This is a genomic window from Nonomuraea sp. NPDC003707, from assembly GCF_053587055.1.
Genome location: NZ_JBSFNK010000079.1, coordinates 1 through 25,039 on the forward strand (window position 1 = coordinate 1; position 25,039 = coordinate 25,039).

Sequence of the window (25,039 nt, forward strand, 5' to 3'; positions counted from 1 at the left end):
ATCCGCTGCCTCAAACGCTACGTGGCTCGCGAGCTCTACCGCATCATCACCTCAAACGATCAAGAACACGCCGCTTGACATCCATAGGAGCATCCTGGACGTGGCAGTCTGGCGCAGCCGTGCCCCGCCTCTGCGCGGCGGGATGCTCTCCGGAAGTGGCGCCTGGCCGATAGGCATGCGCGTCGCAGTACGGCGGCGCATCATTCTGCGGCGGCCACGCCGCGCGGGCTGTGGCGCGTCAGCCCCACGGGCCTTCCCCCAAGGCCTCAGCCTGCGGCTTGACATAGAAGCATCAATCGGCTCCTGCGCCAGTACTTTCCCAAGGGCACCGACCTGTCACGCTGGGATGCCGAGGAGTTGGCGGCCGTAGCATTCGCGCTCAGAAGGTGTCTTTAATCTCCCGCTAGGGATCCTAAAACGCCATCAAAGAGACCTATGCTGCACAGGTCGTCGGCTGGCAGCGGTCCGTGCCCCCTCCTCGGCCCATCTGGGCGATCGACAAGGCCAGGAGACGTGGCTGAGCCGCCCACGGACCGGCGGCGGCTGGAGCGGATCTCCGGCGTCGTGCTGATCGCGCTCGGCCTGCGGCTGGTGACTGAGGCCCGATGACCTCCTGCGCAGGCCACGCCTGGACTACCTGTGTCACTGGAGTCGATCGTAAACCCCCACGGCCCACCTGCCTGGCTGTTCACCCACCTCGGCCAGGAGCCGTTCGCGCACTTCGGGGCGCATCAGCGCCTGAGACTCGGATGTCTTGTCGCATCTCTTTGCCTGTGAGGGCGGTGAGCACCCCATAACGGTCTTTGCCACCTCCCGGATGGGGGCGTTCGAAGGGAAGACCCAGACCTGCAGAGACTGCGGACGCTTCAGCCAGTCGGAGGGCACCGAAAGCCGGTCGTAAGTCACGCGCACTGAAGGCTTGCACGGTCCGGCCGTTCCCCCCAGTTTGCCGCTCTCGGGCAATGGCGCCGTGACGAACCAAGCCTTAGGGTCATCACAGACCACGGTGTAGCTGGTTGTGAGAGTGGTCGGGCTGAAGGTCATCGTTCGGACGACGCCCGTCGTCTGGAAATGGCGAGAGTGGATGAGGGCGAGATCAAATCTCTCGCCCCCTTGCGCAGAAAGCTTCTCGGGCAATTTCGGGCCGCGCTCGACGTGGGCCGAGTCCGCAGGATGCTGGGCGATCATTGCGTTGCCCGCCCAGGGTGGACCGGCCAGTAGGCCGTTCAGTTCCGCTACGACGACGACAAAGGCCACCGCAGTCACGCCCATCAGTGCCCGTCGAGTACGGCGCATGTGGCGAGCTCGCCGTACGATCGCGTCGAGATGAGCAGGTGGTTCGCCGCCAGTCTGTTCTTGAGCATGCTTGGTCAAAAGCCTTCGCAACTCGCCCTCGGTATGCCTCATCGATGGATCCTCCCCAGGGTCATGGTCTGAATGTCCGGATCGACGCGCAGACGGGTGAGCGCTCGGTTGAGCTGGCTCTTCACCGCTCCCAGAGAGCAGCCGATGATGTCGGCGACCTGGGTGAGCGGCCGTCCCTCGAAGTAGTGCAGGACGATCACCGCGCGCTGGCGCGGGGAAAGCGCACTGATCGCGCTCCACAGCGCGGCTTGATCGTCCACCACGGCGGCCGCGTCGCGCGGATCGCCAGCCTCGGGAAACGTCTTGGTCGGGACCTCTGCGCGCCAACGCCTGTGCCACCAGGACGTGTGGGTGTTCACGATGATCCGGTAGACGTATGGGTCAGGGTTACCCTCGATCCGCCGCCAGGCAAGCCATGCTTTCGCCAGCGCGGTTTGCACCAAATCCTCTGCCGTGCCCCAGTCGTGGGCGAGGAGATACGCCATCCGGCACAGCCGTAGATGCCGGTGTGCCACGTAGTCTGCGAATCCGTCGTCCATCCATCATCTCCGTCTCGTTTCCGGTGATGGTTACTGGTCGGACAGCGCATTCGGTTTACAGGCATTCCGTCTCAACCCCCGCAAGTGATCTTCCTTGACCTCTTTAGAGGGGCTAAAGACCTTGCTTGTCAGGGATTGTCACATCCTGTGATCAGGAGCATGCTTGGAGTTGGTGGTCCGAATCCCGCCATTGTCCCGCACATCGCGCGAGGGAGAGCGGACCATGCCAGCCATGATCGGGCACGTCACTCAGGAACGTTACGATCAACTCGTTGTCGAAGGCCGACGCCTCGTCGAACAGCAGACCCAGGCGCAATTTGCGCTGGGAGATATCGCCGTGGAAGTCGAGCCTCTGCGCTCTCACGGCGGCGCCCAGGCTGCACCCGAGCAGGAAGAGTTCCAGGTCAGCCGGTCCCTGCAGATGCTCGCGGACGATTTTTGATCCCGTACAACACGATCAAGGACTATCGATGGATCGCCTCCCGCTGGCCGTCCCGGCACCGTCGCCCGGGGGTCTCCTTCAGCATCTACCGGATCCTGGCCTCTATCACCGATGAGCAAGAACGGTACGCCCGGCTCGCCGAACCGCCGCTACACGAACGCAGTGGCACCCGCCGCTGGACGCTGGACGCCGCCAAGCGGCTGGTCGGCCACCAGGTCGAGCGCCCGGTCAGCGTGCAGGAGAAGGTTGAACGTATCCACGATCTGGCCCGCGATGAGGAGGTCGCCGCCCGGGTGGCCACCGATCTGCTGCGCCGGCCGCAGGTGGCTGAGCGGTCCATGCGCGACGATCTGGCCAAGCACATGGTCAACCGGGCGTAGGTCGAGCACGCCCAGCAGGCCGGCCAGGTGGTACGGCAGCGCACGCCCGCCCTGCCCCGCATCGAGCGAAGCCGGGACTTCCTCGACCTGATCGGCGCGTGCTCCCTGTTCGTGGCCTCGATCGGCCGGATCCTGCCTGGCCTTCGCGACCATCGCTTCACCGCCGATGAGCGCGCCGCGGTGGCGCGTAACGTGGCACGCGTCTGGGCGACCGCCGACTGGCTGGAGGCGGCCATCGAGTCGGGGGACGTCAGCCTGGACGAGAGTCTGGCCCGGCTGCTGCGCGGCGAGTAACACCGTGCCCTCCAGGGGCTTGGCGGCCAACGTCTGCGGCGAGCAGGTGCGCCTGGCGCTGCTGGAGGCCCGCCCGGCCGGGAGGACCGCCCGGCAACTCGTGGCCGCCACCGGACTGAGCCTCCACCAGGTACGCAAGGGCATCCTCTACGTCCGCGAGGTTTCGGCGATGGCCCGCCTGACCCCGCTGATCTGGACCTACGCCGGTGGATATGCCTTTGCGTCCGCGCCGGACGACTGGATCGCCTACGAGCGCTCGCGACTGCGCATCGAGCTGACCCGGATCAGCCGGTTCCTGTCGGCGACGGTTGCACCTCGTGCGGCGCTCACACCGGAGGGAGAGTGGATCAAGTTGGTGCTGGGCCAGCTCAACGTGGTCCAGACGGCGCTGAACCTGGTCAACAAGGGGGGTGTGACTCGTGCGTCCCCGCCGCTACCCCTCCGACACCACCGAAGAATGGGCGCTCATTGAACCGTTGTTGCCGGTGCCCGCCTGTCAGACCCCCAAGGGCGGCCAGCCGGAGAAGCATCACCGCCGCGACGTGTTCGATGCGATCAGATACATCACTGACAATGCGGCGAAGTGGAGGGCGTTACCTGCGGATTTTCCGCCTTTTCAAGACCGTTTTCGGCTTCTTCAGCCGCTGGGCCAGGGCCGGGGTCTTCAACCGGATCCGTGATGAGCTCCGCCGCGCCATCCGGCTGCGTGCGGGGCGCTGCCTCAACCCGGTCGCCGGCGTCATCGACTCCCAGTCGGTGCGCGCCGCGGCCACTGTCACCGGGCGTTCGCGCTCCTATGATGCCGGGAAAAGGTGGGAGGCAGGAAACGTCACCTGGTCGTGGACACGTTCGGCCTGCTCATGGCGGTGATGGTCACGCCGGCAGGGCAGCCCGACCGTGACGCCGCCCGGGAACTGCTGGCCCGGCTGCGGATGCTGCACCCGCAGCTCACCCTCATCTGGGGCGACAGCGCCTACGCCGGGACGCTGGTCGAGTGGGCCCGCCGCTTCCTGCGCCTCACCCTGAAGATCGTGACTAAATGGCCTGGTCAGACCGGGTTCCAAGTGCTCGCGAGAAGATGGATCGTCGAGAGGTCCCTGTCCTGGCTGATGAACGCCCGCCGCAACGTGATCGACTTCGAACGCAAACCCTCGCACAGCGAGGCCCACCTGACCGTTGCCGCGATCACGCTGATGACAAGGCGTTTGACCAGGAAGAACGCGCAGTCGTGGGGTGGTGCGCGCAAGGTGTCGCCACGAGCCACATGACGGGTAATTGGGGAGGATTCGTGACCTACCTTGAGTGTGAACCACGGGCTTTTTGATGGGAGATTCGAGACCTTCCGTATCGTGATGTCCACCTTGTTCGCGTGGCCGCCCGCATCAGCGAAAGCTGCAGAGCTGTCCTGGACAACTTCTCCGCGCCAACCACAATCGCACGCCGCCGCGTACCCTCCGCCGTGGCCGAATTCCTCCATTCGTGCATGATGTCTGCGACCGCATGCCTGCCTGGTCATGCCGTACAAGCCCATCACCAGCACCGCCACCGCGCCCCCAGTGACGATCATCGCCGCAGCACCCGCCCATTCGGCCTGGCCGGGATCTTCCAGGGGGACCAGAACCGGCTCCCTCCTGTGGGGTGCCGCTATCCCGAACGCGACTAGAATCGCTGCTGAGACGATCAGAGCCAGCGCGCCTTGAGCCGCCCGGCGTAATCTCGGCGCCAAGAGCAAGGCAGCGGGAACGGCCATGACGCTCGTCCCAATAAGCAGCACCCGCCATGATGCGCGGCCAAAACTGTGGCTGGTCCAGGGCCTGCTCCAGCAGGATCAGGGGGACCGCTCCCAGCATTAGGTTGCACGCCGGAAACGCAACCCAGAAATGCCGATCTAGGAAATCCATAAGAAATCATCGACCCTTCCCATGCTGGTACAACGGCCCGTGGAAATCAGCGGTTCCCCTGTCTCAGGCCGGGAAGAGCCTCGGCATGTCTACGAGCAGCCCACTGCCCCTCCCCGCAGCCAAATATGAGCATGCTGCTGGAAGCCCGCCCCTACGCGCAAGATCGATAAAAACCACGGTCGTGGTTCAAAGACACCTTCTCAACACCAGGCCCCGAAAGACCCTCGGGTGGAAGACGCCGGCGGAGGCCCTTCAGCCAACATCTAAACTCGCTCCTGAACAGCAGTGTTGCGACGACCCCTTGAACCCAAGGAATACACCGCCGCCCGCTACCAGGAGCTATGCCGGTGCCTGGGCGTGGTGCAGTCGATGGGCCGGGTCGGGTGCGCGCTCGACAACGCAGCCGCCGAGGCGTTCAACACCACCCTCAAGGACTCTGTTGGCCGATTCGGTGGTCAAGCGGCCAGCGCAAGGATGAGCCTGGCGAAGTGGCTGGTGCGGGTGGCGCCAAGGGGGTTACCGGCCCACCAGGCATCGAGACGGACGAGGTTGAGGGCGGTGGCGGTGAACAGGTGCCCGAGATGGGTCTTGGGCAGGCCGATGTAGCGGCTGACGCGGATTCCGGATCTGTGTACCGCCTGGGAGATGGTTCCTTCCACGCCCGCCCGGACCCCGTAGCGGACCTTGAACTCCTCAGTATCTTGTTCTCGTCGCCGTGCATCCTGCGCTTCCTGGAGGGGCCGGGCCAGGAGTTGGAGACCACGACCCCAGCGGGGACTGGTGGTGCGGGTGCATGCCTCGCGCAGGGGACACGGGTCACAGTCGGTGCGACGGAAGAAGACCTGGACGATGGGCACGCCCCGGCTGCTGTGCCGCTGAGCGGACCACACGGCGCTGGTGTGGCCTTGCGGGCAGGTGATGCGGCGGGCGTCCCAGTCGATGGTGAAGGCATCCTGCGCGAGTTCGGGCGTCTGCCGACGCTGCCGGGAGACGTCAATGCGGACCGGCCCCACCAGGTCTAACCCGTACTCGGTCCGAGCCTGAACCAGCAGGGTCGCCGAGGTGTAGCCGTAGTCCACCAGGTGCTCGTCGGGCAGCAGGCGGCGCTGTTGCAGAGCCTGGTGAATGGGCGCCGTCATCTCGGTGTCGGTCACGGTCGCCGCGGTGGTGGCGACATTCGTGATCATGTGCGGTGCGTCGGGCTCGCACGTTTCGGAGAAATGGACCTTGTAGCCGGTCCAGCCCATACCGCGTTTGATGCTGTAGCGGGCCTGCACGTCATACGGCGTTTGATGCTGTAGCGGGCCTGCACATCATACGGCGTCACCAGGCGATTAGCGCCCGGCGGAAGGTCCTTGCCCTCCCGCCAGCGCACCCCCTTGTCATCGCGGTGGTACTGCTGGATCCACACCCTGCGCAAGACCTCCACGGCGGGCACCTCTCGCAGCCAGTTCGGGGTGGAGGGTGCATGAATGGCTTCCAACAGCGTGAAGCCGTCCACGCCAACCTGCTGGGCCCACGCGGTGCGGGCATCATCGCTCTTGGGTAACCGGTAGCCGTCACAGCGAGCCTGGTAACGCTCAGCCCAGTCCGGCTCCATGATGCAGGCCAGCCATCCCGGGGCCGCCACGGCCAGGGCCTCCAGCGCCGCTCGCATGGTTTCTCCGACGAACTCCATCCGGTTCAATCTGCGCACGGACGCCATCACATGGGTTGAATCGGTGCGCTGCCGCCCGCCAGCCCGCAGCAGGCCCAGCCTGGACAGATGCTCCAACAGCGTGTCCAGGATATGTTCCTCCAGGCCATGAGTGATCAGCCGGTCCCGGAACTCGCTGAGCACCGAGAAGTCGAACCCCGGATCGTCCAGCTCCAGACCCAGGCAGTACTTGAAATCGATCCGCCCCCGGACGGCATCGGCCGCCTGCCGATCGGTCAGCCCTTCGGCGAACTGCAGCACCGAGACCATCGCCAGTTGCCCCGGCGACAGCGCCGGCCCACCACGGCGCGGGAACGCGGCGGCGAACTGCTCATCACGAAACAACGGACCCAGCTCATCGCGGACCCGCATGGCCAGGCAGCCCTTGGGGAACGCCGCCCGCGCGATCCGGGCAGTCTGCTCAGGAACTTGACGCGCGGGCTGAGGGCGCAGAGACATGGCAGATCTTCTCCATCATTCTCCGCGGCCCCAATTTCCAGCTTCCTCCGGGAACCGGGGATCATCAACCTGAATCGGCCAACAGAGTCCTCAAGGTCGAGTACGTTCACCGCCACCGGTTCCACACCCGGGCCGAGGCACGCCTGAAGATCGCCACCTGGATCATGCCGTTGATTTAAGGTGCTGGGCCTTGGGCGAGAACGGCGGCGATGACGAGAACCGCGTCAGCCAGGAGCTGACGGGCTGGGGTAGCGGCGGCAGGTCTGGGCGCCAGCCCGGCATGCGGACCCTGCGGCGTTTGAGCTGGCGAGAGTCCTCGAAGGCGAAGGGCCGATGGTGTGGTGACAATCTCGGGGCAGTGGCCCTGACCAGGATATTCTGATTAAGGGGGTCGCTGCTGAGGTGGGCTCGATGAGGGCTTCAGTGCAACCGAGATGATGAGCGTGACGGGGGACGGTGATGAAGCGGCACGTGCATGGGCTGCCGTACGAGACGACGAGTTTCGTAGGACGTCGGCGTGAGATCGCCGAGGTCAAACGATTGCTGGCCGACTCCAGGATGGTGACCTTGACGGGAGTCGGCGGGGTGGGCAAAACCCGGCTCGCCTGCCGCGTCGCACTGGAGGTGCATCGCGGGCTGCCGGATGGTGTATGGCTCGTCGAGCTCGCCGGTCTGCGGAGCAGCGTGTCGGTGACGCAGTCGCTGATCGAGTCGCTGGAGATCCGTGATCAATCAGCGCGGCCGACCGTCGAGGTGCTCGAAGGACACCTTCGCGACAAGCATCTCCTGCTTGTTCTCGACAACTGCGAACATTTGCGCGCCGAATGCGCCATGCTTACAGAGCGAATTCTCCGTTTCGCGCCGGAAGTGCACATCCTCGCCACCAGCCGGGAGCGGCTCGGGACGGCAGGGGAGTATACGTTCAGTCTACCGCCACTTTCTCAGTCAAGCGAGAGCGGTAGTGCACTGTCCAAGGACGGAGCCGCAAAATGCGATGCCGTGCAACTGTTCGCCGAACGGGCGCGGGCGGTGGTCCCGGCTTTCGCACTGACCGCATCTAACCGCGATGTCGTGGAACGCATTTGTCGGCGGTTGGACGGTCTTCCGCTTGCGATCGAGCTCGCGGCCGTGCGGCTGCGCGCACTCTCTGTCGAGCAACTGCACGACCGCTTGGATGATCGTTTCCAACTGTTGACGGCGGGGTCGGAGCTCTTGCCTCGGCATCAGACGCTGAAAGCGTTGTTCGACTGGAGCTATGGCCTGTGCACAGATCAAGAGCGCTTGTTGTGGGCGCGTATGTCCGTCTTCACCGGAGGGTTGGATCTGGATGCAGCCGAAGCCGTCTGTTCCGACTGCGGACTTCCCAGAGCTGACATGGTCAAGCAGGTGATCGGACTGGTGGACAAGTCCATCATTCTACGTGAGGAGCGTTCATCTCGCGTGCGTTATCGGCTGCCGGAGACGATCCGTCAGTACGGGTACGAGCGTTTGCGCGAGTCCGGCGAAGAGGCAGATTTGCGGCGCCGTCATCGTGATTATTACTGTGCGCTTGCGGCCGAGGCCCGCTCAAAGTTGTTGACGCCAGGAGAAGTGGAGTGTTATGGCCGGCTCGAGGATGAACACTCCAACGTACGCAGCGCACTGGAATACTGTTTCAACGAGAAAGGTCACGCTGAGCTCGGCTTGAGCATGGCCAGTGATCTACTCTGGCACTGGATCACCAATTATCACTTCCACGAAGGACGCTGGTGGCTGCGGCAAGGACTCGACGCGGTTTGCGAAGAGAGCGAAGTCCGTGCTCGGGCTCTGTGGAGCGCCAGCCTGCTGGCGGTCGTCCAAGGTGACATCGCCGCAGGTGAAAGCATGCTGGCTGAGAGCTGCGCCATAGGGGAGTCTCTAGGCCTTGATGCTGTCCTGGCCTATGCCACGTACGTGTCGGGCATCATCGCCTATGACAAAGGCGAGGTCGAATCTGCGATCTCGCTCTTTGAGCGCTCGGCCGAGGCCCAACATCTCCTGGGCGACGACTATGGCTACGCGATGGCGCTGACCAGGCTCTCGATAGCACTCTCCTCGGCGGATGATCTGAGTCGCGCCACGTCAGTTGGCGAAGAATGCGTGACCGTATGCCAGGCTCACGGGGAAGGCTGGGTGGGGGCATTCGCGAAAGCGGCGCTGGGTATTGCGCTCTGCCGCCGGGACGACGTCGACCGGGCAAGGGTCCTGGCGCAAGAGAGCCTGCTCTTCAACCGGTCCCTCAACCGGGCCGTGCTGACCGGCCTCGACATGGAGTTGCTTTCGTGGGTCGCTGCGGCCGATCGTCGCTTCGAGCGAGCTGCGACACTGCTCGGTGCCTTGCACAGCATCTGGCGGGCGATCGGTGGACACGCGATCCTGCCAATCTTCGGCCATCTGTACAAGTTCCACGAGATGTACGAGGATCGCACCCGGCAGGCCCTCGGTGAGCACTCGTTTCGCGCGGCGGTCGACAGGGGGGCGGCGCTCTCCTATGAAGAGGCCATCAGCTACGCCCTGGAGGAGCTGGGGCGTAACGTCAAACCTGCTGAGGACGCCGGTAACAAATCGCCTCTGACCCGCAGGGAGATGGAGGTCGCCCGGCTCGTGGCCCGAGGGATGACCAACAAAGAGATCGCCAGTACTCTGGTGATATCTCAGCGGACAGCCGAGGGACATATCGAGCACATCCTGGTGAAGCTCGGTTTCAACTCTCGCACGCAGATCGTCAAGTGGATCAGCAACCCAAATTGACGGGTCCCCAGCGCCACTTGTCGTAGTGGGCCGCCGGTTCTTGGCGGGTCGTGAGACCTCGGCCCCACGCGCTCGCCACTGGAGCGGCGGGCGGTGGTTCAAGCTGGCTAGCGGTCGGATCGGTCTTTCGATGACCTTCGTACATCGTTACTATCCTGGCATTTCATCCCCGCATCTCTCTAGGAGGCTTCCGATGCGAGCGTTGATCATGTCGTGGCAGGTGACGATCATCGGGACAATCGTGGTTGATGGCGTTGCCGCGGTGGCCGCCTGATGCGCGGCGTATGGTACGACCGCGCAGGACCTGCCAAACACGTGCTGATGCACGGCGAGTTGCCTGATCCTGAGCCCGGCGACGGAGAGGTCAGGGTACGTGTCGTGGCGGCCGGGCTGAATCCACGTGATGTCAAGAGGCGTGCCGGCGCCGGAGACCGCGTCATGACCGATGCCCGCGTCATACCGGGCGACGACGGAGCCGGCATTATCGACCTCGTCGGGGCCGGAGTGCCGACGAAGCGGATGGGCCAGCTGGTTTGGGTGCATTCGGCCACGTACGGCCGGTCTTTCGGCACCTCGGCCGACTACGTGATCGTTCCGGCCGAGCATGCGATTCGCCTGCCGGATGGAGTGACCTTCGAGCAGGGTGCCTGCCTCGGAGTACCTGCGCTGACCGCCCACCGGGCTCTGCTCGCCGACGGGCCGGTCGCCGGGCAGATCGTGTTGGTGACAGGTGGCGCGGGTATGGTCGCGCACTATGCTATAGAACTCGCCAAGCACGCGGGGGCCACCGTCGTCGCCACCGCAAGCACCGCCGCGAAACAAGAGGCCGCCCGCGCGGCGGGTGCCGACCACGTGGTCGACTATCGCGCGTCTGACGCAGTGGAGGCGGTTATGGCGGCCACCGGAGGGCATGGAGTGGACCGCGTCGTGGACGTGGCGTTCGGTGCCAATCTGCCGCTGACCTCGGCTGTCGTCGCAGCGAACGGGACGATCAGCGCCTATGGCTCGGACGCCGTGCCGAATCCAGAGTTCCCGTTCTACAGTCTGATGCGCCGCGGGATCACCGTGCGGACCGTGTTGGTTTTTGCCATGCCGGCACCGGCCATGGCCGCGGCGATCGAGGGCGTGACCTCTCTTCTCGCCGCTGGTGTCCTCACGCATCCGATCGCCGCTCGCTACCACCTCGATGACTGTGTGGCGGCGCACGAGGTGGTGGAGAGCGGTGGTTCCATCGGCAAGGTGCTGCTCCTTCCCTGATCTTCAGGGGCTTTACCTCGGTGTTTCTGTTCAATGTCGTGAGTGTGAAGTATTGACACTCACCCACGCACGTGGTTTTTTGGTTGAACCAATAGGCCAATCGGAGGAGTCGTGTCAGAGATCTTCAGTTCGGTGGAGCGGCCGCGGACCGCTGCGGCCAGCGTCGAACAGCACCTTAAAGAGCTGATTCACGCGCGCCGACTGGTTGCTGGAGACCGGCTCCCGCCCGAACGGCAACTCGCCGAGCGTCTTGGCGTGAACCGCTCGACGCTACGCAGTGCGCTGCAGTCACTGACCGAGCAGGGCGTGCTGGTCGCCCGTCAGGGAGCCGGATGGGTCGTCAAGCCTCGGGGCGAGATCGTCGCCGCGAACCTCGCCGTCTACCTCAGCCTGGAGGACGTCTCTTTCGAGCAGTTGTTCGCCGCGCGCCGCGCCATTGAGCCGCAGATCGCGGCCAGCGCAGCGCAGCACCGCACGGCCGAGCAAATCGAGGCGATGCGGACCTGCATCAGTGCGATGCGATCGACCTCCGACAGCGAGTCCTACCTGCAGGCCGATTCTGACTTTCACGCGATCTTGGCCGCGGCGTCGCAGAATCCGGTGTTTTCGCTGCTGATCGCCCCAACGTTACAGCTGCTCCATGACGTACGGCAGCGGCTGTCGTCGGAACAAAAAGTGATCAGTGCCAGTCACGGCGAGCACGAAGAAATCCTCGGCGCCGTCGAAAGGGGAGATGCTCAGGCGGCCGAGAATGCCATGCTCCGCCACATCGACCGCTTCGTTCACAGCGGCAACGAGGTTCTCAGGCGACAGGACTCGCTCTGAGAAACCATCCGGTCGCGATCTTGCGACTACTCTGATCAGCTATCTGGACGGATCTGTCTTGTCCGTCCACTGGTGTGGCGTGTTCACCGTAGTTTCGCTACGGACATGCCTGTTTCACCTGATCATGTCTGTCTCTGCCCACTTGCCGCATGTGATCGATTTATCCCATTTCATCCCCTACGTCTCCTCGAAAGGAGTCGCAATGCTCTTTGCGGCAGCAAAGGAAGTCAAGGAAGAGGTCGTCGAAATGAAGGTGGCAGGAGGCGAACTGCGCACCAAGCAGGTCCTCGGCCAAAACTCCAGCCTGACGATCGCCACCCGCTCGGCCGGATACCACTCCGAGCCGCACTCACACGACTGTGAGCAGCTCAACTACGTGCAGAGCGGAGAGATCTGGGTGTTCGTCGAGGACACTGCCTACCATCTGCGCGCGGGTGACTTCTTGCGTATCCCGCCGAGTGCGGTGCACTGGGCTTGGAACCGCTCGGATCTCAGCTGCGAACTCATCGAGATGCACACGCCGGGCCTGGCACTCGACGGCATCGACGCGCCACGACTCCTGGCGCAGGGCGAGACTTACAGCGACACAGTCCCCAGCCGCTGGTATGACAAGAGCTACTGGGACAACGAGGTCAAGGCCCTGGCAGCGCACGGAGTGACCCGATGAAACGCGGTCGGCTCTTGCCGCTCCTCTCGCGGCCACAGGGACGAACGGTCGCAGTTACGCTCTGTGCTGCGCTGGCGCTCGCTGGCTGCGGCGCGACGTCCACCGGCGACGCCGGAGCAGACGCGCCAGGGATCACCCAGACGAGCATCCGGATCGGCACCTCCAACGCGCTGACCGGACCAGTCTCGTCCGTCTGCCTGCCGACCTCGGCCGGCGCCACCGCATGGTTCGATCATGTCAACACTGCGGGTGGCGTCCACGGCAGGAAAATCGAAAACACCGTCCTCGATGACGGCTACCAGGCACCGCGGGCCGCCGCAAACGTGCGCACCCTCAAAGCGGACAACATGTTCGCTTTGTTCGGAGGCTGCGGCACGGTGACAGCAGCAACTATCGCCACCACTGTCAAGGGAACCGATCTGCCCTATCTGTTCCCCTACGCGGCCTTGCCTGCCCTCGTACAGCCCACCCAGCCGAACATCTACTCGCTCTTGCCGCTCTACAATGATCAGGCTCGTTCGCTCATTCCCTACGCCCTGCAACGGAATGGCACCGGATCAATCTATGCAGTGACTTCGCAGATCCCAGGCTACCAGGATGACGTGGCTGGCGCGAAGGCAGGGGCCGCCGCCGCGGGAGCCACCTTCCTAGACTCGGCGCTGCTTCCCACCACCAACGCGCCGTTCCAGCAGGCCGCGCTCAAAGCAGCGGCCGCCAAACCCGACTACCTCATGCTGACCGTCCTGGCCCCTGATGCGGCTCGGATGCTCAATGCCATGGCGTCGCAGAGCGGCCTGCCCGCCAAGGGCATCCTGGGCGTCTCCGCGTTGGCCTCCCAGAGCTTCGCCGCCGCCCTTACCCCCGAAGCTGCGGCGCTGCTGCTCACTGCCTCGCCAACAGTGCCCGCCAGCGACCCCCGCGCCGCGCAATGCCTGCAGGCACTGAAGAAATACCAGCCGAAGATCGCTCCTGACGCGTTCGCTTTGTACGGCTGTGCCGCGGCTCAGGTGTTCGTGGAGGCTATGAAGCGTGTCGGCCCACAACCTACCAGGGCCAAACTGATCCAGACGCTGAACTCCCTGCACGAGGCTGATCTGTCTCCGCTGCTGCCGTCCGTCGGCTTCTCGCAGAGCGATCACATGGGACTGCACAGCATGTTCCTGCTCAGTCTGTCCAGCGGCCAGTACAAGGCTGTGGGCACCCTGCCGATCCGTTCGACCGGGCGATAGAACGCACGGAGGGTGAGACATGCTCGATGTCCTGACGACAGCAATCATCACTGGCCTCTTGTACGGGATGCTCGGATTCGCCATCGTCGTCCTGTTCAAGATGACCGGGGTCCCGAACTTCGCAGCGGGCAGCCTTGCCACGCTAGGCGCGGTCGCCGTCTACGAACTCACGATCAGGCACCACCTGAATCTCGCATTCGCGATCGTCGCCGGGGTGGGCCTGCTAGTCGTCGTCGGAGCAGTGGTGTACGCGCTCGTCATGCGCCACCGCGACGATGCGGGAGTACCGAACCTGACGGTGCGCACCCTCGGCCTATACCTCCTGCTGTTCGCGCTCACGGACAAGGCACTGGGGGAGGGCCAGCCTTTCAGCTTCCCCCAACTCTTTCCAGTCCGAGCCGTGTCGCTCGGTGCCCTGCACATTCCGCTGTCAGGTCTCGGCGCCCTCGCGATCGCCGCGGTGCTGATCGCAGGCTTCGGCTGCCTGTTCAAGTTCTCCAAGGTGGGCCTGCTGTTGCGCGGCGTCGCCGCTGACCGTGAGACAGCACGGCTGCTCGGCGCCAACGTACGCCGCCTCGAAGCGGCATCGTGGGCGCTTACCACCGCCCTTGCCGCCATCGTCGGAATCCTCGCCGCGCCAACCACCCTGATCTCATCCACCATGATGGACGAGTCCCTGCTCTACGTCTTCGCTGCCGTCGTGATCGGCGGGCTGACGAGCCTCGGCGGGGCATTCGTCGGCGGGATCACCGTCGGATTGGTCCAAGGCTTCGTCCACTACTACGGCAACGCCGACCTCTCCCTGCTCGCTGTCTTCGGGCTCTTCCTTCTTACCCTCCTGGTTCGCCCGCACGGTCTGTTCGGCGAACCCGCGCTCGAGCGTCTGTGACGCCCTCCACAGGAGGCCATCCATGTTGACCCCCCTCGCTCGTGGCCGCACGCGACCTGTCACCTTGGCATTGGTCGGAGTGCTCGCGGTCACCGGAGCGCTTCCGATCGACCAGCCGCTCGAATTCCTCTTGGCCACCGCGATGGCGTGGGCCGTGGCGGCGATCGGCCTTGACATGTTCAGCGGCTATCTGGGACAACCGTCCTTCGGGCACTGCGCATTCGTCGGCCTCGGAGCTTACGCCTATGCCATCCTGGCCGGCGCCGCAGAGGTGACACCTATGGTGGCGGCGCTCTGCGCGGTAGCGCTCGTGACCGTGATCAGTGCGGTGATCGGCCTGGCGCTGATTCGGCTGCGCACCTTCGGTCTCGTCCTCGGCACGTTCTTTCTGTCCTACGCCGTCACCTCGGCCCTGTCCGGGACGACCTTCGCCTCGATCACCCAAGCCAGCTCAGGCCTTCAGGTGCCGGAGCTGTCACTGGCCTCGGCCAATCTCAGCCAAGGGCGAGGCTATTACTACCTGTGCACGATCGTGCTCTTCGCCGCCGTAATGCTCAGCTCCAACTACAGCGACTCGCACGCCGGGCGGGCACTACGGCTGGTCAAGCGGAGCGAGGTCGTGTCGGTGACCGTCGGCGTGTCACCCGGGCGCACGAGACTGACGGCCTTCGCGTACTCGGCGGCGCTGGCCGGAGCCTCAGGCGTACTCCTCGCATTGGGAGCCGGGTACATCGCGCCAGAGAACTTCGGCAGCCAGCAGTCCATCATCCTGTTCGGCATGGCTGCCGTGGGCGGGCTCGGTAGCATCGCCGGACCGATCCTCGGCGCTGTCGCCTTCACCCTGACCCCCAACTACCTTCAGCTCGCCAAGACCTACCAAGAGGTTTTGTTCGCAGCGCTCCTGCTCGCGGCGCTGGTCTTCTTCAGAAACGGCTTGTTCGGGGTCCTCGAGGCTCCGGTGCGCGCGATCGGGCAGCAGCTAGGCTTTCGTGGCTCCGGCCAGGCCGATTCCGAACCCCGCGAGATGCCCGCTGACCTGGAGTCGGTGGTCGAGACCGGCGTTCCCGGCGAGGCCGTGCAGGTCAAGGACCTTGTGGTCGACTACGGAGGAGTTCGCGCGCTCGACGGCGTGAGCTTCACGATCAGCCCAGGGCACGTCCATGCCTTGGTAGGCCCCAACGGTGCGGGCAAGACCACCCTGCTCAATTGCGTCAGCGGGCTGGAACCCGCCTCCACAGGCAGCGTCACTATCCAGGGTGAACGAGTCACGACTTCGGCGGGGGCCCGGCGGCCGCGGGTGAGCCGCACCTTCCAGAACCCGTCGCTAGTCCCCGACCTGTCGTGCCTGGAGAACGTGATGCTCGGCCTGCGCCGCGACCACGGCACCAGACTGTTCGGAGACCTGACCGGCCTTCATCACCGCGCCGAACGCGAGACACGCCGCAAAGCGTCAGCGGTACTGGGCTTCGTCGGCATACCGTCGCATCGGCACGACGTACCGGCGAGTGAGCTGAGCCTGGCCGAGGCGAAACTCGTCGACATCGCGCGAGCGGTGGCGTTTAGCGGTGCTGTGCTGGTGATGGACGAGCCCACGGCAGGGCTGAGCAGCGCCGAAATGGCGACCGTCTCGGCCCTGATCGGCAAACTACGTGCACGACTCACTGTGCTGGTCGTGTCGCACCATGTCGGATGGGTCAAAGAAGTGGCTCAAGAAGTGACAGTTCTGGCCGCGGGCAAAGTCATCGCCTCCGGCAGCCCCGAAGAAGTGTTCGGCCGCCCGATCGTCCGTGAAGTGTTCGTCGGTGATGGATCCTCTTCCTCCGAGGTCGGACTGTCGGGGACGGCATCATGAGCGCGTCAGAGATTGTGCTGCAGGCTCGCGGCCTGCGGGCGGGCTACCAGGGGATTCCCGTCCTGCATGGATGCGACATCGACGTTCGGCAAGGCGAGACGGTCGGCCTGGCCGGGCTGAACGGGAGCGGCAAGACCACCCTGCTGCGAGCGCTGTCCGGGGTAATCCCTCGCGCAGGAGAGCACCTGACGTACTGCGGTGAGCAACTGCCGGCTCGTCCAGACACCGTCGCGCGGCGTGGCTTGGTGCACGTCCCCGAGGGCCGCCGCGTCTTCGCGAACCTGACCGTCAGAGAAAACCTGCACTACGGTGCCGTCGCGGTAGGGAAATCAGCGAGCGCCGGACGGCAGTTGGCCTTGGTCATGGAGGCGTTCCCGCGCATGGCCGAACTGGCCGAACGGCCGGCAGCGCTGCTCAGCGGCGGCGAACAGCAGATGCTGGCCGTCGCGCGCGGGCTCATGGCCGATCCTGTGATGTTGATGGTCGACGAGCTGAGCCTGGGGCTGTCGCCCAAGGCCGGCCTGGAGATCTCAGCTGCGCTTACCCAGGTCGCCCGCAGAGAGGGCCTGTCCATCCTGCTTGTGGATCAGAATCTCACGCTTCTCGACGCCCGATGTGACCGGCTCTTTCTGATGCATGACGGCATGACCGAGCCGCTGCCCGACGCTCTCGGAGGAGAGAGGCTCAGTGCTACCTATTTCTGATCACTAAGAATCCGCCCGACCGAACAGGACCCTTTTCCAATGGCCTATCACATTCACCGATTGAACTTCGGTTCGGTCATCATCGACGCCTCCATGCAGGTCCGCGGGCGTACACCCGGCACCCGCGTCGCGGTGCCGGCTCAGGGATACCTCATCATGGGCGGCCCGGCGCCGATCCTCGTAGACGCCGGCTACCGCGATCCCTCGGTCCTCGGGTACGGCGGTGAGATCGCCGACGGGCAGGGCTTTCATGAGCAATTGGCTCTCTACGGGGTCGAGGCGGGCGACCTCGCTTGCGTGATTGTCACGCACTTGCACCGAGACCACGCTGGCCATCTGGACAAGGTGCCGATGTCAGTGCCGGTGGTGGTCAATCGCAGCGAGATGTCGAGCGCCTTCAGCGGGCTGCAGGGACTCGCCTACGCTCAGCAAGACTTGGCACATGTCCTAGAACGGATGTACACGCCGGGAGCTCTGCGATACCTAGACCTTGATCACTCTGGGCCGATCGACCTGTTTCCCGGCATCAGCTGCCACTCCACGGGGGGTCACACTGCAGGTTCGCTGAGCGTCGTGGTGGAGACGGCAGACGGCAAGGCATGCCTGTGCGGCGACCTCATCTACGACATCGAGGCCAGCCTGCTGCGCCATCCTGACGAGACGGCGGCAGCGTGGATGCAGTCCTACGCCTTCGCAGCCGACGAGCCGGCCCTCACCAACAACTTCACCACCTCAGCGCTCCAGGAGATCGGCGCGATCAAACGGATCGCTCGCTACCGCTACATTCTGCCCGCCCACGACACCCCGGGCGTCCTGCAGAACGCGGCGCTCGTCGGCCGCGTTCCCGGACCGACCATCCCGGGCCCGATCTCGCCCATCCCCGACATCCAGTGAATGCAACACCACAAGAAAGGAAGAGCCAATGACCGCATATGTGATCTCGGAGGTCACCATCGTCGACGAGGCCGCCGTCGCGAATTACAAACCGCTGGCGAAGGCGGCCGTCCTGGAGTTCGGCGGCACCTACCTGGCGCGAGACGCCGTCCCGCAGGCACTCGAAGGCGTCTTCGAAGCTGACGAGCGACTGGTGATCATTCGTTTCGCCACGGTGGACGACGCGCGGCGGTGGTACTCCTCAGAGTCCTACACCAAAGCGATTGAAGCCGCCAAAGGCGGGCTGCGCCGGAGGCTGTCCATCGTCGAGGGCCTTTGAGGAACGGGCTCTCCGCTGAGCGAGGAGGTTGAGACATGTCTGTTCTCGAAGGCGACCTGTTGTGGGAACCCTCGATGGACATCGTGCGCAAGGCGCGCGTGGCGCAGTTCATGACCGAGCACGGCTTCGGGTCTTATGACGAGATGTGGCAGTGGTCCGTCACCGACACGCCGGCCTTCTGGGACGCCGTCTGGAGTCACTTCCGCGTGGTGGGCGAGCGCGGCAACGGACCGGTGCGGGTGACGGACGCCTCAGCGGTGACGGGAGTTCGCTGGTTTCCTGGCGCGAGACTGAACTACGCCTCGAACGTGCTCAGGCATGATCGCCATCCTGGCTCCACCGCGGTAATTTTCCGTACCGAGGGTGGCCGCTGCGAGCGAACGATGACGTACGGAGAGTTGGATCGCCAGGTGGCCCACGTGCGCGCCGGGCTCGTCGAACTGGGTGTGACAAAGGGCGATCGCGTCGTCGCCTACGTTCCGAACATCCCTGAGGCGCTGGTCGCCTTTCTGGCGGTCGTGTCACTCGGCGCTATCTGGTCCTCGTGCTCGCCCGATCTCGGCGCGCCAAGTGTCATCGATCGGTTCGCCCAGATTGAGCCCAAGGTCCTCTTCGCCGTCGATGGCTACACCTACAACGGCAAGGCCTACGATCGCCATGACGTCGTTCGGACGATTCAAGACTTGTTGCCGACGCTGCAGCAGACAGTGCTGATCCCGTACCTCAATTTTAAGGGCCGGCCTGCCGACGGTGTTGTTTCCTACGCTGACCTGCTGAAGCCGGGAGCGAGCCCAGCCTTCGAAGAGGTTCCTTTCGATCATCCTCTGTGGATCCTGTACACCTCCGGAACCACCGGCCTTCCCAAGCCGATCGTGCACGGTCACGGTGGCATCGTCCTCGAGCATCTGAAGGCGCTCACGTTCCACCACGACCTTGGCCCCGGGGACGTGTTCTTCTGGTTCACCACCACCGGTTGGATGATGTGGAACTACCTCATCGGAGCTCTCTTGGTGGGCGCGACGGTAGTGATGTACGACGGCTCGCCCGCTGGCGAAGCCCTGTGGCGGCTGGCTGCCGAGACCAAAACCACCTATTTCGGTGTGGGCGCCTCCTACATCCAGGCGTCGATGAAGGCGGACCTGAGACCCGGCACCCGTTACGACCTGTCCCAGCTCAAGGGCGTCGGATCGACCGGCTCCCCGCTGTCACCAGAGGGATTCGGCTGGGTTTATGAAAGCGTGGGACGCGACGTGCTGGTCGGCTCGTTCGCGGGCGGCACCGACGTGGCCACGGGTTTCGCCGGGCCTTGTCCTGTCCTGCCGCTACGGGCCGGTGTCATTCAATGCCGCAGTCTCGGCGCGAAGGTCGAGGCGTATGACGACGGAGGTCGGCCGCTGACCGATCAGGTCGGAGAACTGGTCCTCACCTCGCCGATGCCATCCATGCCGGTCGCCTTCTGGAACGATCCGGGCGGACACCGTTACCGCGACTCCTACTTCGGCACCTATCCGGGCGTCTGGCGGCACGGCGACTGGATAAAGATTCTCCCGGACGGTGGATGCGTCATCTACGGCAGGTCGGACGCAACACTCAACCGGGGCGGCGTGCGGATGGGCACTGCGGACTTCTACCGCGTGATCGAGACCTTCGACGAAATCGCCGACTCGCTGGTTGTGGATACGGGGCACCTGGGCGCCGAGGGGCGGCTGCTGCTGTTCGTCCAGCTTGCTGACGGCTTCGAGCTCAGTGACGACCTGATCGGGAGGCTGCGGGAAGCGCTGCGACTGACGCTGTCACCACGGCACCTGCCAGACGACATCAAGACAGTCCCCGGCATTCCTCGCACTTTGTCCGGCAAGAAACTCGAAGTGCCAGTACGCAAGATTCTGCTCGGCACGCCGGTGGCGAGGGCCGCCAACCCTGACGCCATGGTCAATCCCGAGGTGCTGCCCTATTTCGCGCCCTGAGCTCGTGTCCTTCTCAATGCCATGGGTTCCGGCCGTTTCTTGTCCGACACACCCCAGAGCTACCTGGTTCGGCCTTCATCTCCGTGGAATCGCCGTGCGGAGCCGAAGCCTTCAACCCTCCGAAGGCCTGGAAGGGGAGTGGTTATGTCCCGCGGAGTGGTGTAGTCCGGTTCTCGCGTGAAGCTCTGCTGAGTTGACTATGCCGTCATCAGTTCGGTGTGCGCCACCTCCTGCTGATCGGTGTCGGGTGGGGTGAGCAGGGCCATGGAGCTTTCGGACAGGTAGCGGCGGTCGGCGACCTGCCATTCGTCGTGGGCTTCGACCAGGACGGCGCCGGCCAGGATGTCGGCGGCTTCGTGCAGCATGGCCTCGATCTTGGGGAACTGGCGGCCGAGCATGCCGGCGATCACCGTCAGCTGGTCGCGGACCATATCCGGGGTGGGCTGGGCGAAGATGGTGCGGATCGCGGCGGCGACCATCTCGGCCGACCCCTTCGGGACGCAGGCCAGGACGTTGCGCAGGAAGTGAAGCCGTAAAAGATCAACTTGTCGGCGTGTCGCGGTCATCTGGCACTGCGGCAAGCAGATCTGCCGCAGTGCGGTATCGGATGTGCGTGGTGGTGGGAATGTGGCCTGTCTGCTGGAGCAGGGGCCGGGTTTCGCGGATGACGTTGCCGATGGATGATCTGCAGACATCGCCCAGAGCATCGGTCAGGACCTCCGTGGCGCAGAGTTTCCACTGGTGTCGAGGCGCTCGGCCTGTGCGGCCTGCGATGCGGCGAGGCGTTGGGTGAGCGAGTGGAGTTCGTCGCGGGTGATCCCGGTCGGAGCCGGGCGGGACAGCCGGTCGATGATCGAAGCTCGTGCGGGGCGTCAAGAAGTCGAGGAGAGCGGCGGGTTTGGCGAAGCGGACCTGGGCGGCTCCGGCGTGGTGGCCGTGGTCTTCCAACACTCTGCGGGTCTCCTTGACCAGATCGGCGATACAGACGTCGGTGACCTCCAGCAGGTCGGTCAGGACTTTCATGGAGCAGACCTACCGCTGGTAGAGCAGGGTGAGCAGGAGGTGGGCCGAGTCGTCAAACAGCGGCTTGGCGCGAAGGTTGCCGGTGGCTCGCCGAGCCCGGCCGCCGCGTTGCTGGCTGTGTCGTTCCTGGGTGCGGGCGGCTTGGGCCGGAGCGAGTGCTGTGGTCAGCTGCTCCAGCTGAGTCAGGCTCATGCCGGTCAGTTGCGGATCGGCCAGCCGGGCCAGCATGGTCTGACGCCGTTGTGCGGGCCCGTCGGCCTCACCGACGGGCGGGGCGGGGCGGGATGCGTCGGTGGGTGCGGGGTACAGCGTGTAGTTCCAGCTGTCGTGGGTGGCGTGCCGCTCCAGCGGCAGGGTGGCAGGCCGTGATGGTCAGCCCGGTCTCGGCGGCCAGTGCGGCCAGTTCGCTCTTCCAGACGCGGTAGCGGTAGCTGTTTGGGCCGCCCGCGTCCGCGGTGATCAGCAGGCGGCCGGCGTGCGGGAGTCTCGGCTGCCGCGTGCTTTCCACCAGCGGCGGATGGACTCCACGGCGAAAAGGAGGTGTCGTGGTCGACGCCGACGTTCACCCAGCCGGTGTTGTGGGTGATGTCGTAGATCCGGTACGGATGGCCTGCTCAACCTGTGGCCTGGTGAAGAAGCTGTGATCGACGACCTGGATGGGGTCGCCCTTCGGGCCGCCACTCACGGCCAGGTTGGGCAGCAGGGCGAGCTGTTCTTGGTGTCGACGCTGATGATCCGCTCTGCAGCCGTCTGGTGTTGTTTGACCTGCTCATTGATGTAGCGGAACTGGGCGTCTCGATCCGGATGCTGTGTGCCTTCCAAGGTCTTACGCGTGCCTTGCAGGCTGAAGCCGTTGCGGCGTAGCAACGCGCGGACCGTTGGTGCCGAGATCGTGTGGCCCTGCCAGGTGAGTTCGTCGGCCAGGTGCCGCAGCGACTTGGTCGTCCACCTTAGCTGCGACTCTGGATCACCCCGCTCATCCGGCTCTGCCAGGGCTAACGGCGCAGGCATCGGCTCCGGATCGTGCGGGTCACGCACTTGCGCCCATCCCCAGATCGTCGAACGCGGTCCTCCGGCAAGGGACTCTGGCCCCGTTCGAGCTCGAAGAAGCCCTTGCGCACGGTGGTTTCGCTGACTCCGGCCGCCCGAGCGACAGCTCGTACTCGGCCGTGTCCCGGAAGCCGGGCCTCGGTCGCGAGCACCAGGCGCTGCTGCCTTCCGTTCAGACGCGGGAGCAGGGCTTGAAATTTCCGCGCGAGCTGCTCGCGGACCTCGGTGGAGATCGCCATACCACCTCAACGACCTCAAGATCAGAAAGCAATGCCTTATTTCCTCACAGCTTCAGTGCTGTTCACAGAACTCGCGCAGGGTCCTGTCCCGTCCGTAGACCTCGTCGCCGGTGGCCCACGGCGGCACAGCCCAGCGGTCTGCAGGTCGGTCAGGATGTCCACGGCGAGGGCAGGTTTCGTCTTGAACACCACGTGCTTGGGTACCGCGGCCTTCGCTCTCCGGCCCAGGTCTTCAGCCCATTCCTGGGGCAGATACGGTCGGGCCCCGGCCAGGGCGTGCCCGCGGCCACTCGCGAGGGTGGCGTACACGATGTTGACCGCCTTGGAGACCCGACCCGCGCAGCCGACATACTGGCGCTTGACCCCTGCGGTGGACGCGCCCTTCTTCTCCTGCCCGGACTCGTCCAGCACCACGACGGCGAAAGGATCGTCAACGATGCGCAGGTGTTCGCCGACGAACGCGGCCACCATCTCCATCGCGGCGTGCTCGTCCCGCACCGCGTGGTTGAGCAGCCGCTGTGTCTTGTCCGGGCTGGCATCACTGGCCCACTCCGCGATCTGCCAGCCGTTCTTGCGCGGCACCTCGGCGGTCAACGCCCGCACGTACTTGCCCGCCTGCAGCCACGGCTCCCGCCGGGCGAACACCGCATCGACACGCCCCATCAGCTCATCCCGGTACTCCCGGGCCAACTCGCCGGCCGCAACCATGCACCCGGCGGCCGTCTCGTATTCAGTTTGATTCATAGACAGTTCGATCTCGGGCGCACCCGGTTGGTGCGTTCAACAGGTACAGCGTGAAGGGCCAGTCGATCTACTCGGTGGACCGTGCCGTCTGGACTATGCGGGCCGGGCGCGGTCCGCGCCGATGGCGACGCCGACGATCGTGCAAGGTTCGGTGCCCTGGTTGCGCCAGGCGTGTCGGGTGCCGTTCTGGATGACCACGTCGCCTGCACGCAACACCGTCTGCTCGCCGTCGTCGAGCACCAGCGTGATCTCGCCGGAGACGACCATGACGTAGTCGATGCTGCTGGTGGTGTGCATCCCGGGGACGTCGGGCTCCATGGCGGCGATCGCGCCCGGCATCTGCCGCTCCAGCTCGGCCATGGCCGCCGCCGTGTCGAGATCTGCAGGTGGGACTAATTCGCCCGGCGGGATCGTGTTAATCATGAAGCGCGATCCCTCTGGAGGCGGGTACCACGCCGTGGCGGGGCGCGGAGAGCCGTCGTCGGGGAGCGTGGGTCGCTCGTCGCGGCCCCACAGCCGGTAGGCCGCACAGCCGGGCATCAGCTCGGACGTGATGGGCTCGACCCTCCGGTCATCGACCACGCGACTCTTGCCCTCCGAGTCGTGTCCAGTGACCACCCGGCGAATCGTCACGTGCTCCACCCGATCACTCCTTAATACGGTAGCGTATTGATACGCTACCGTATCCTGCGGTCGAGGAACCCGTCAATACGATGGCGTATCCTGCTGTCCGTGGTGAGCGAGTCGACCCGGCTGTCCGCCCAGGACTGGGCCCGGGCCGCACTGAAGGCGATGGCGGACGGCGGGCTGGCCGCGGTCGCGGTCGAACCACTGGCGCGCACGCTCGGCGTGACCAAAGGCAGCTTCTATGCGCACTACCGTAACCGGGACGAGCTGATCACTGCGGCGCTCGCGGAGTGGGCGCGAAGCCACGGCGAGGAGGGGCTCGGCGAATTCGCCGCGATCGCCGATCCGGCGCGGCGGATGCGCGAGCTGCTCACCACTGTCGTGCAGGCCGTCCAGCCGCTGGCGCCCTCGGTGCACCTGAGCCTGCTGGGCGACCGCAACGACCCCCGGGTCAGGGACGCGGTTGGCCGGGTGAACCGGGCCCGGCTGGAACTGCTGGCTCGCACCTATCGCGAGCTCGGCCTGCCGCCGGACCGGGCGGCGTCTCGGGCGCGGGTTGCCTACGCGGCCATCCTCGGCCTGTTGCACCTGGCACAAACCGACCCGAATGCCGCGCACTCCACCGTACTCGCCGACGAGGCGGCCGCGGTCTTCCTACCACCATGACGGCCGTCCGCTACAGCAATCCAACAAGGGTGACCAACGGCAACCATGGCTCTTCGCAGCCGCCCACGCAAGGTGCCGCTCACCAGGTGGTGCCCGCCGTGGCCGGCGACATTCAAGATCAGATCTCAAAGTGCGGCTGCCATACTTGTGCTGCGTTCCTCAAAGGGTGTAGGTGAACCTTCGGCGTAGCTGCCGTGGTGGCGGTGGTGGGCGTCCCCAGACCCAGGGTTTGGCCTGGGCGT

At 65.0% G+C, this 25,039-nt stretch carries 22 protein-coding genes and 4 pseudogenes; 17 read left to right on the plus strand and 9 right to left on the minus strand.

Translation table 11 applies throughout. The features are described from left to right. Window positions 1–642: 642 nt before the first annotated feature. Together ACWDRB_RS65715 and ACWDRB_RS65720 are read right to left on the minus strand one after the other, a co-directional pair. Window positions 643–1,407 carry a hypothetical protein gene (locus ACWDRB_RS65715; RefSeq protein ID WP_449912306.1) on the minus strand — a complete coding sequence of 255 codons (765 nt, stop codon included), beginning with the start codon at window positions 1,405–1,407 and terminating at the stop codon, window positions 643–645. Beyond that, window positions 1,404–1,904 (minus strand): SigE family RNA polymerase sigma factor, encoded by a 501-nt coding sequence (locus ACWDRB_RS65720; RefSeq protein WP_449912307.1) that lies wholly within the window; start codon window positions 1,902–1,904, stop codon window positions 1,404–1,406. Before ACWDRB_RS65720 ends, ACWDRB_RS65715 begins: the two co-directional genes overlap by 4 nt. Window positions 1,905–2,136: 232 nt before the next feature. Between ACWDRB_RS65720 and ACWDRB_RS65725 the strand changes: the two genes are divergently transcribed. The 5 genes and pseudogenes from ACWDRB_RS65725 to ACWDRB_RS65745 all read left to right on the plus strand — a co-directional run bounded on the left by ACWDRB_RS65725 (window position 2,137) and on the right by ACWDRB_RS65745 (window position 4,288). Beyond that, a complete protein-coding gene (locus ACWDRB_RS65725; protein ID WP_449912308.1) occupies window positions 2,137–2,346 on the plus strand; it encodes a hypothetical protein in 210 nt (69 codons plus the stop codon). After that, window positions 2,343–3,020: pseudogene (locus tag ACWDRB_RS65730) on the plus strand (DUF6192 family protein). Before ACWDRB_RS65725 ends, ACWDRB_RS65730 begins: the two are co-directional and overlap by 4 nt. A 19-nt stretch (window positions 3,021–3,039) precedes the next feature. After that, on the plus strand, window positions 3,040–3,492 hold the full coding sequence (locus ACWDRB_RS65735) for a hypothetical protein (protein ID WP_449912309.1): 453 nt from the start codon (window positions 3,040–3,042) through the stop codon (window positions 3,490–3,492). 13 nt (window positions 3,493–3,505) lie between these two features. After that, on the plus strand, window positions 3,506–3,700 hold the full coding sequence (locus tag ACWDRB_RS65740) for a transposase (protein WP_449912338.1): 195 nt from the start codon (window positions 3,506–3,508) through the stop codon (window positions 3,698–3,700). Window positions 3,701–3,832: 132 nt separating this feature from the next. Further along, window positions 3,833–4,288 carry a transposase gene (locus tag ACWDRB_RS65745; RefSeq protein ID WP_449912310.1) on the plus strand — a complete coding sequence of 152 codons (456 nt, stop codon included), beginning with the start codon at window positions 3,833–3,835 and terminating at the stop codon, window positions 4,286–4,288. A gap of 1,088 nt (window positions 4,289–5,376) precedes the next feature. Here ACWDRB_RS65745 and ACWDRB_RS65750 read toward each other — a convergent pair. Then, window positions 5,377–7,076: pseudogene (locus ACWDRB_RS65750) on the minus strand (IS1182 family transposase). A gap of 459 nt (window positions 7,077–7,535) precedes the next feature. Between ACWDRB_RS65750 and ACWDRB_RS65755 the strand changes: the two are divergent. From ACWDRB_RS65755 to ACWDRB_RS65805, 11 genes are all read left to right on the plus strand, one after another. After that, complete coding sequence (locus ACWDRB_RS65755; RefSeq protein ID WP_449912311.1) at window positions 7,536–9,845, plus strand: LuxR C-terminal-related transcriptional regulator; 2,310 nt, start codon at window positions 7,536–7,538, stop codon at window positions 9,843–9,845. A gap of 321 nt (window positions 9,846–10,166) precedes the next feature. Then, the gene (locus ACWDRB_RS65760; RefSeq protein ID WP_449912313.1) at window positions 10,167–11,102 is read left to right on the plus strand and encodes an NADPH:quinone reductase; all 936 of its coding nucleotides are present in this window, start codon (window positions 10,167–10,169) and stop codon (window positions 11,100–11,102) included. A gap of 111 nt (window positions 11,103–11,213) precedes the next feature. Then, window positions 11,214–11,927, plus strand: a complete 714-nt coding sequence (locus tag ACWDRB_RS65765) for a FadR/GntR family transcriptional regulator (protein WP_449912315.1) — start codon at window positions 11,214–11,216, stop codon at window positions 11,925–11,927. Between the two features lie 202 nt (window positions 11,928–12,129). Then, window positions 12,130–12,594: a cupin domain-containing protein gene (locus ACWDRB_RS65770; RefSeq protein ID WP_449912316.1), complete on the plus strand. Its 465-nt coding sequence runs from the start codon at window positions 12,130–12,132 to the stop codon at window positions 12,592–12,594. After that, window positions 12,591–13,823, plus strand: coding sequence for an ABC transporter substrate-binding protein (locus ACWDRB_RS65775; RefSeq protein ID WP_449912318.1), 1,233 nt, complete (start codon window positions 12,591–12,593; stop codon window positions 13,821–13,823). Before ACWDRB_RS65770 ends, ACWDRB_RS65775 begins: the two co-directional genes overlap by 4 nt. Window positions 13,824–13,842: 19 nt before the next feature. Next, window positions 13,843–14,712, plus strand: a complete 870-nt coding sequence (locus ACWDRB_RS65780; RefSeq protein ID WP_449912320.1) for a branched-chain amino acid ABC transporter permease — start codon at window positions 13,843–13,845, stop codon at window positions 14,710–14,712. 22 nt (window positions 14,713–14,734) lie between these two features. After that, complete coding sequence (locus tag ACWDRB_RS65785; RefSeq protein ID WP_449912322.1) at window positions 14,735–16,564, plus strand: branched-chain amino acid ABC transporter ATP-binding protein/permease; 1,830 nt, start codon at window positions 14,735–14,737, stop codon at window positions 16,562–16,564. After that, entirely contained in the window at window positions 16,561–17,268 is a 708-nt protein-coding gene (locus ACWDRB_RS65790; RefSeq protein ID WP_449912324.1) for an ABC transporter ATP-binding protein, read from the plus strand. The genes ACWDRB_RS65785 and ACWDRB_RS65790 overlap by 4 nt, the downstream gene beginning before the upstream one ends. A 39-nt stretch (window positions 17,269–17,307) precedes the next feature. Next, complete coding sequence (locus tag ACWDRB_RS65795) at window positions 17,308–18,162, plus strand: N-acyl homoserine lactonase family protein (protein ID WP_449912325.1); 855 nt, start codon at window positions 17,308–17,310, stop codon at window positions 18,160–18,162. A 28-nt stretch (window positions 18,163–18,190) separates the two neighbouring features. Continuing rightward, a complete protein-coding gene (locus ACWDRB_RS65800; RefSeq protein ID WP_449912327.1) occupies window positions 18,191–18,481 on the plus strand; it encodes a DUF1330 domain-containing protein in 291 nt (96 codons plus the stop codon). A 35-nt stretch (window positions 18,482–18,516) separates the two neighbouring features. Continuing rightward, window positions 18,517–20,448, plus strand: coding sequence for an acetoacetate--CoA ligase (locus tag ACWDRB_RS65805; RefSeq protein ID WP_449912329.1), 1,932 nt, complete (start codon window positions 18,517–18,519; stop codon window positions 20,446–20,448). A 197-nt stretch (window positions 20,449–20,645) separates the two neighbouring features. Here the strand turns inward: ACWDRB_RS65805 and ACWDRB_RS65810 are convergent. The 6 genes and pseudogenes from ACWDRB_RS65810 to ACWDRB_RS65835 form a co-directional block, all read right to left on the minus strand. Then, window positions 20,646–20,981 (minus strand): annotated as a pseudogene (locus ACWDRB_RS65810) (transposase); the annotation flags it as partial. 7 nt (window positions 20,982–20,988) lie between these two features. Then, entirely contained in the window at window positions 20,989–21,471 is a 483-nt protein-coding gene (locus ACWDRB_RS65815; RefSeq protein WP_449912330.1) for a hypothetical protein, read from the minus strand. Window positions 21,472–21,480: 9 nt separating this feature from the next. Next, window positions 21,481–21,699, minus strand: coding sequence for a hypothetical protein (locus ACWDRB_RS65820; RefSeq protein ID WP_449912331.1), 219 nt, complete (start codon window positions 21,697–21,699; stop codon window positions 21,481–21,483). Between the two features lie 106 nt (window positions 21,700–21,805). Continuing rightward, window positions 21,806–22,760: pseudogene (locus ACWDRB_RS65825) on the minus strand (ISAzo13 family transposase); the annotation flags it as partial. A 36-nt stretch (window positions 22,761–22,796) separates the two neighbouring features. Next, complete coding sequence (locus ACWDRB_RS65830) at window positions 22,797–23,468, minus strand: IS701 family transposase (RefSeq protein WP_449912332.1); 672 nt, start codon at window positions 23,466–23,468, stop codon at window positions 22,797–22,799. Window positions 23,469–23,597: 129 nt separating this feature from the next. Beyond that, the gene (locus ACWDRB_RS65835; protein ID WP_449912334.1) at window positions 23,598–24,146 is read right to left on the minus strand and encodes a cupin domain-containing protein; all 549 of its coding nucleotides are present in this window, start codon (window positions 24,144–24,146) and stop codon (window positions 23,598–23,600) included. A gap of 90 nt (window positions 24,147–24,236) precedes the next feature. Here ACWDRB_RS65835 and ACWDRB_RS65840 point away from each other — a divergent pair, with 90 nt between their 5' ends. After that, on the plus strand, window positions 24,237–24,797 hold the full coding sequence (locus ACWDRB_RS65840; RefSeq protein ID WP_449912336.1) for a TetR/AcrR family transcriptional regulator: 561 nt from the start codon (window positions 24,237–24,239) through the stop codon (window positions 24,795–24,797). The last annotated feature ends 242 nt before the right edge of the window (window positions 24,798–25,039 follow it).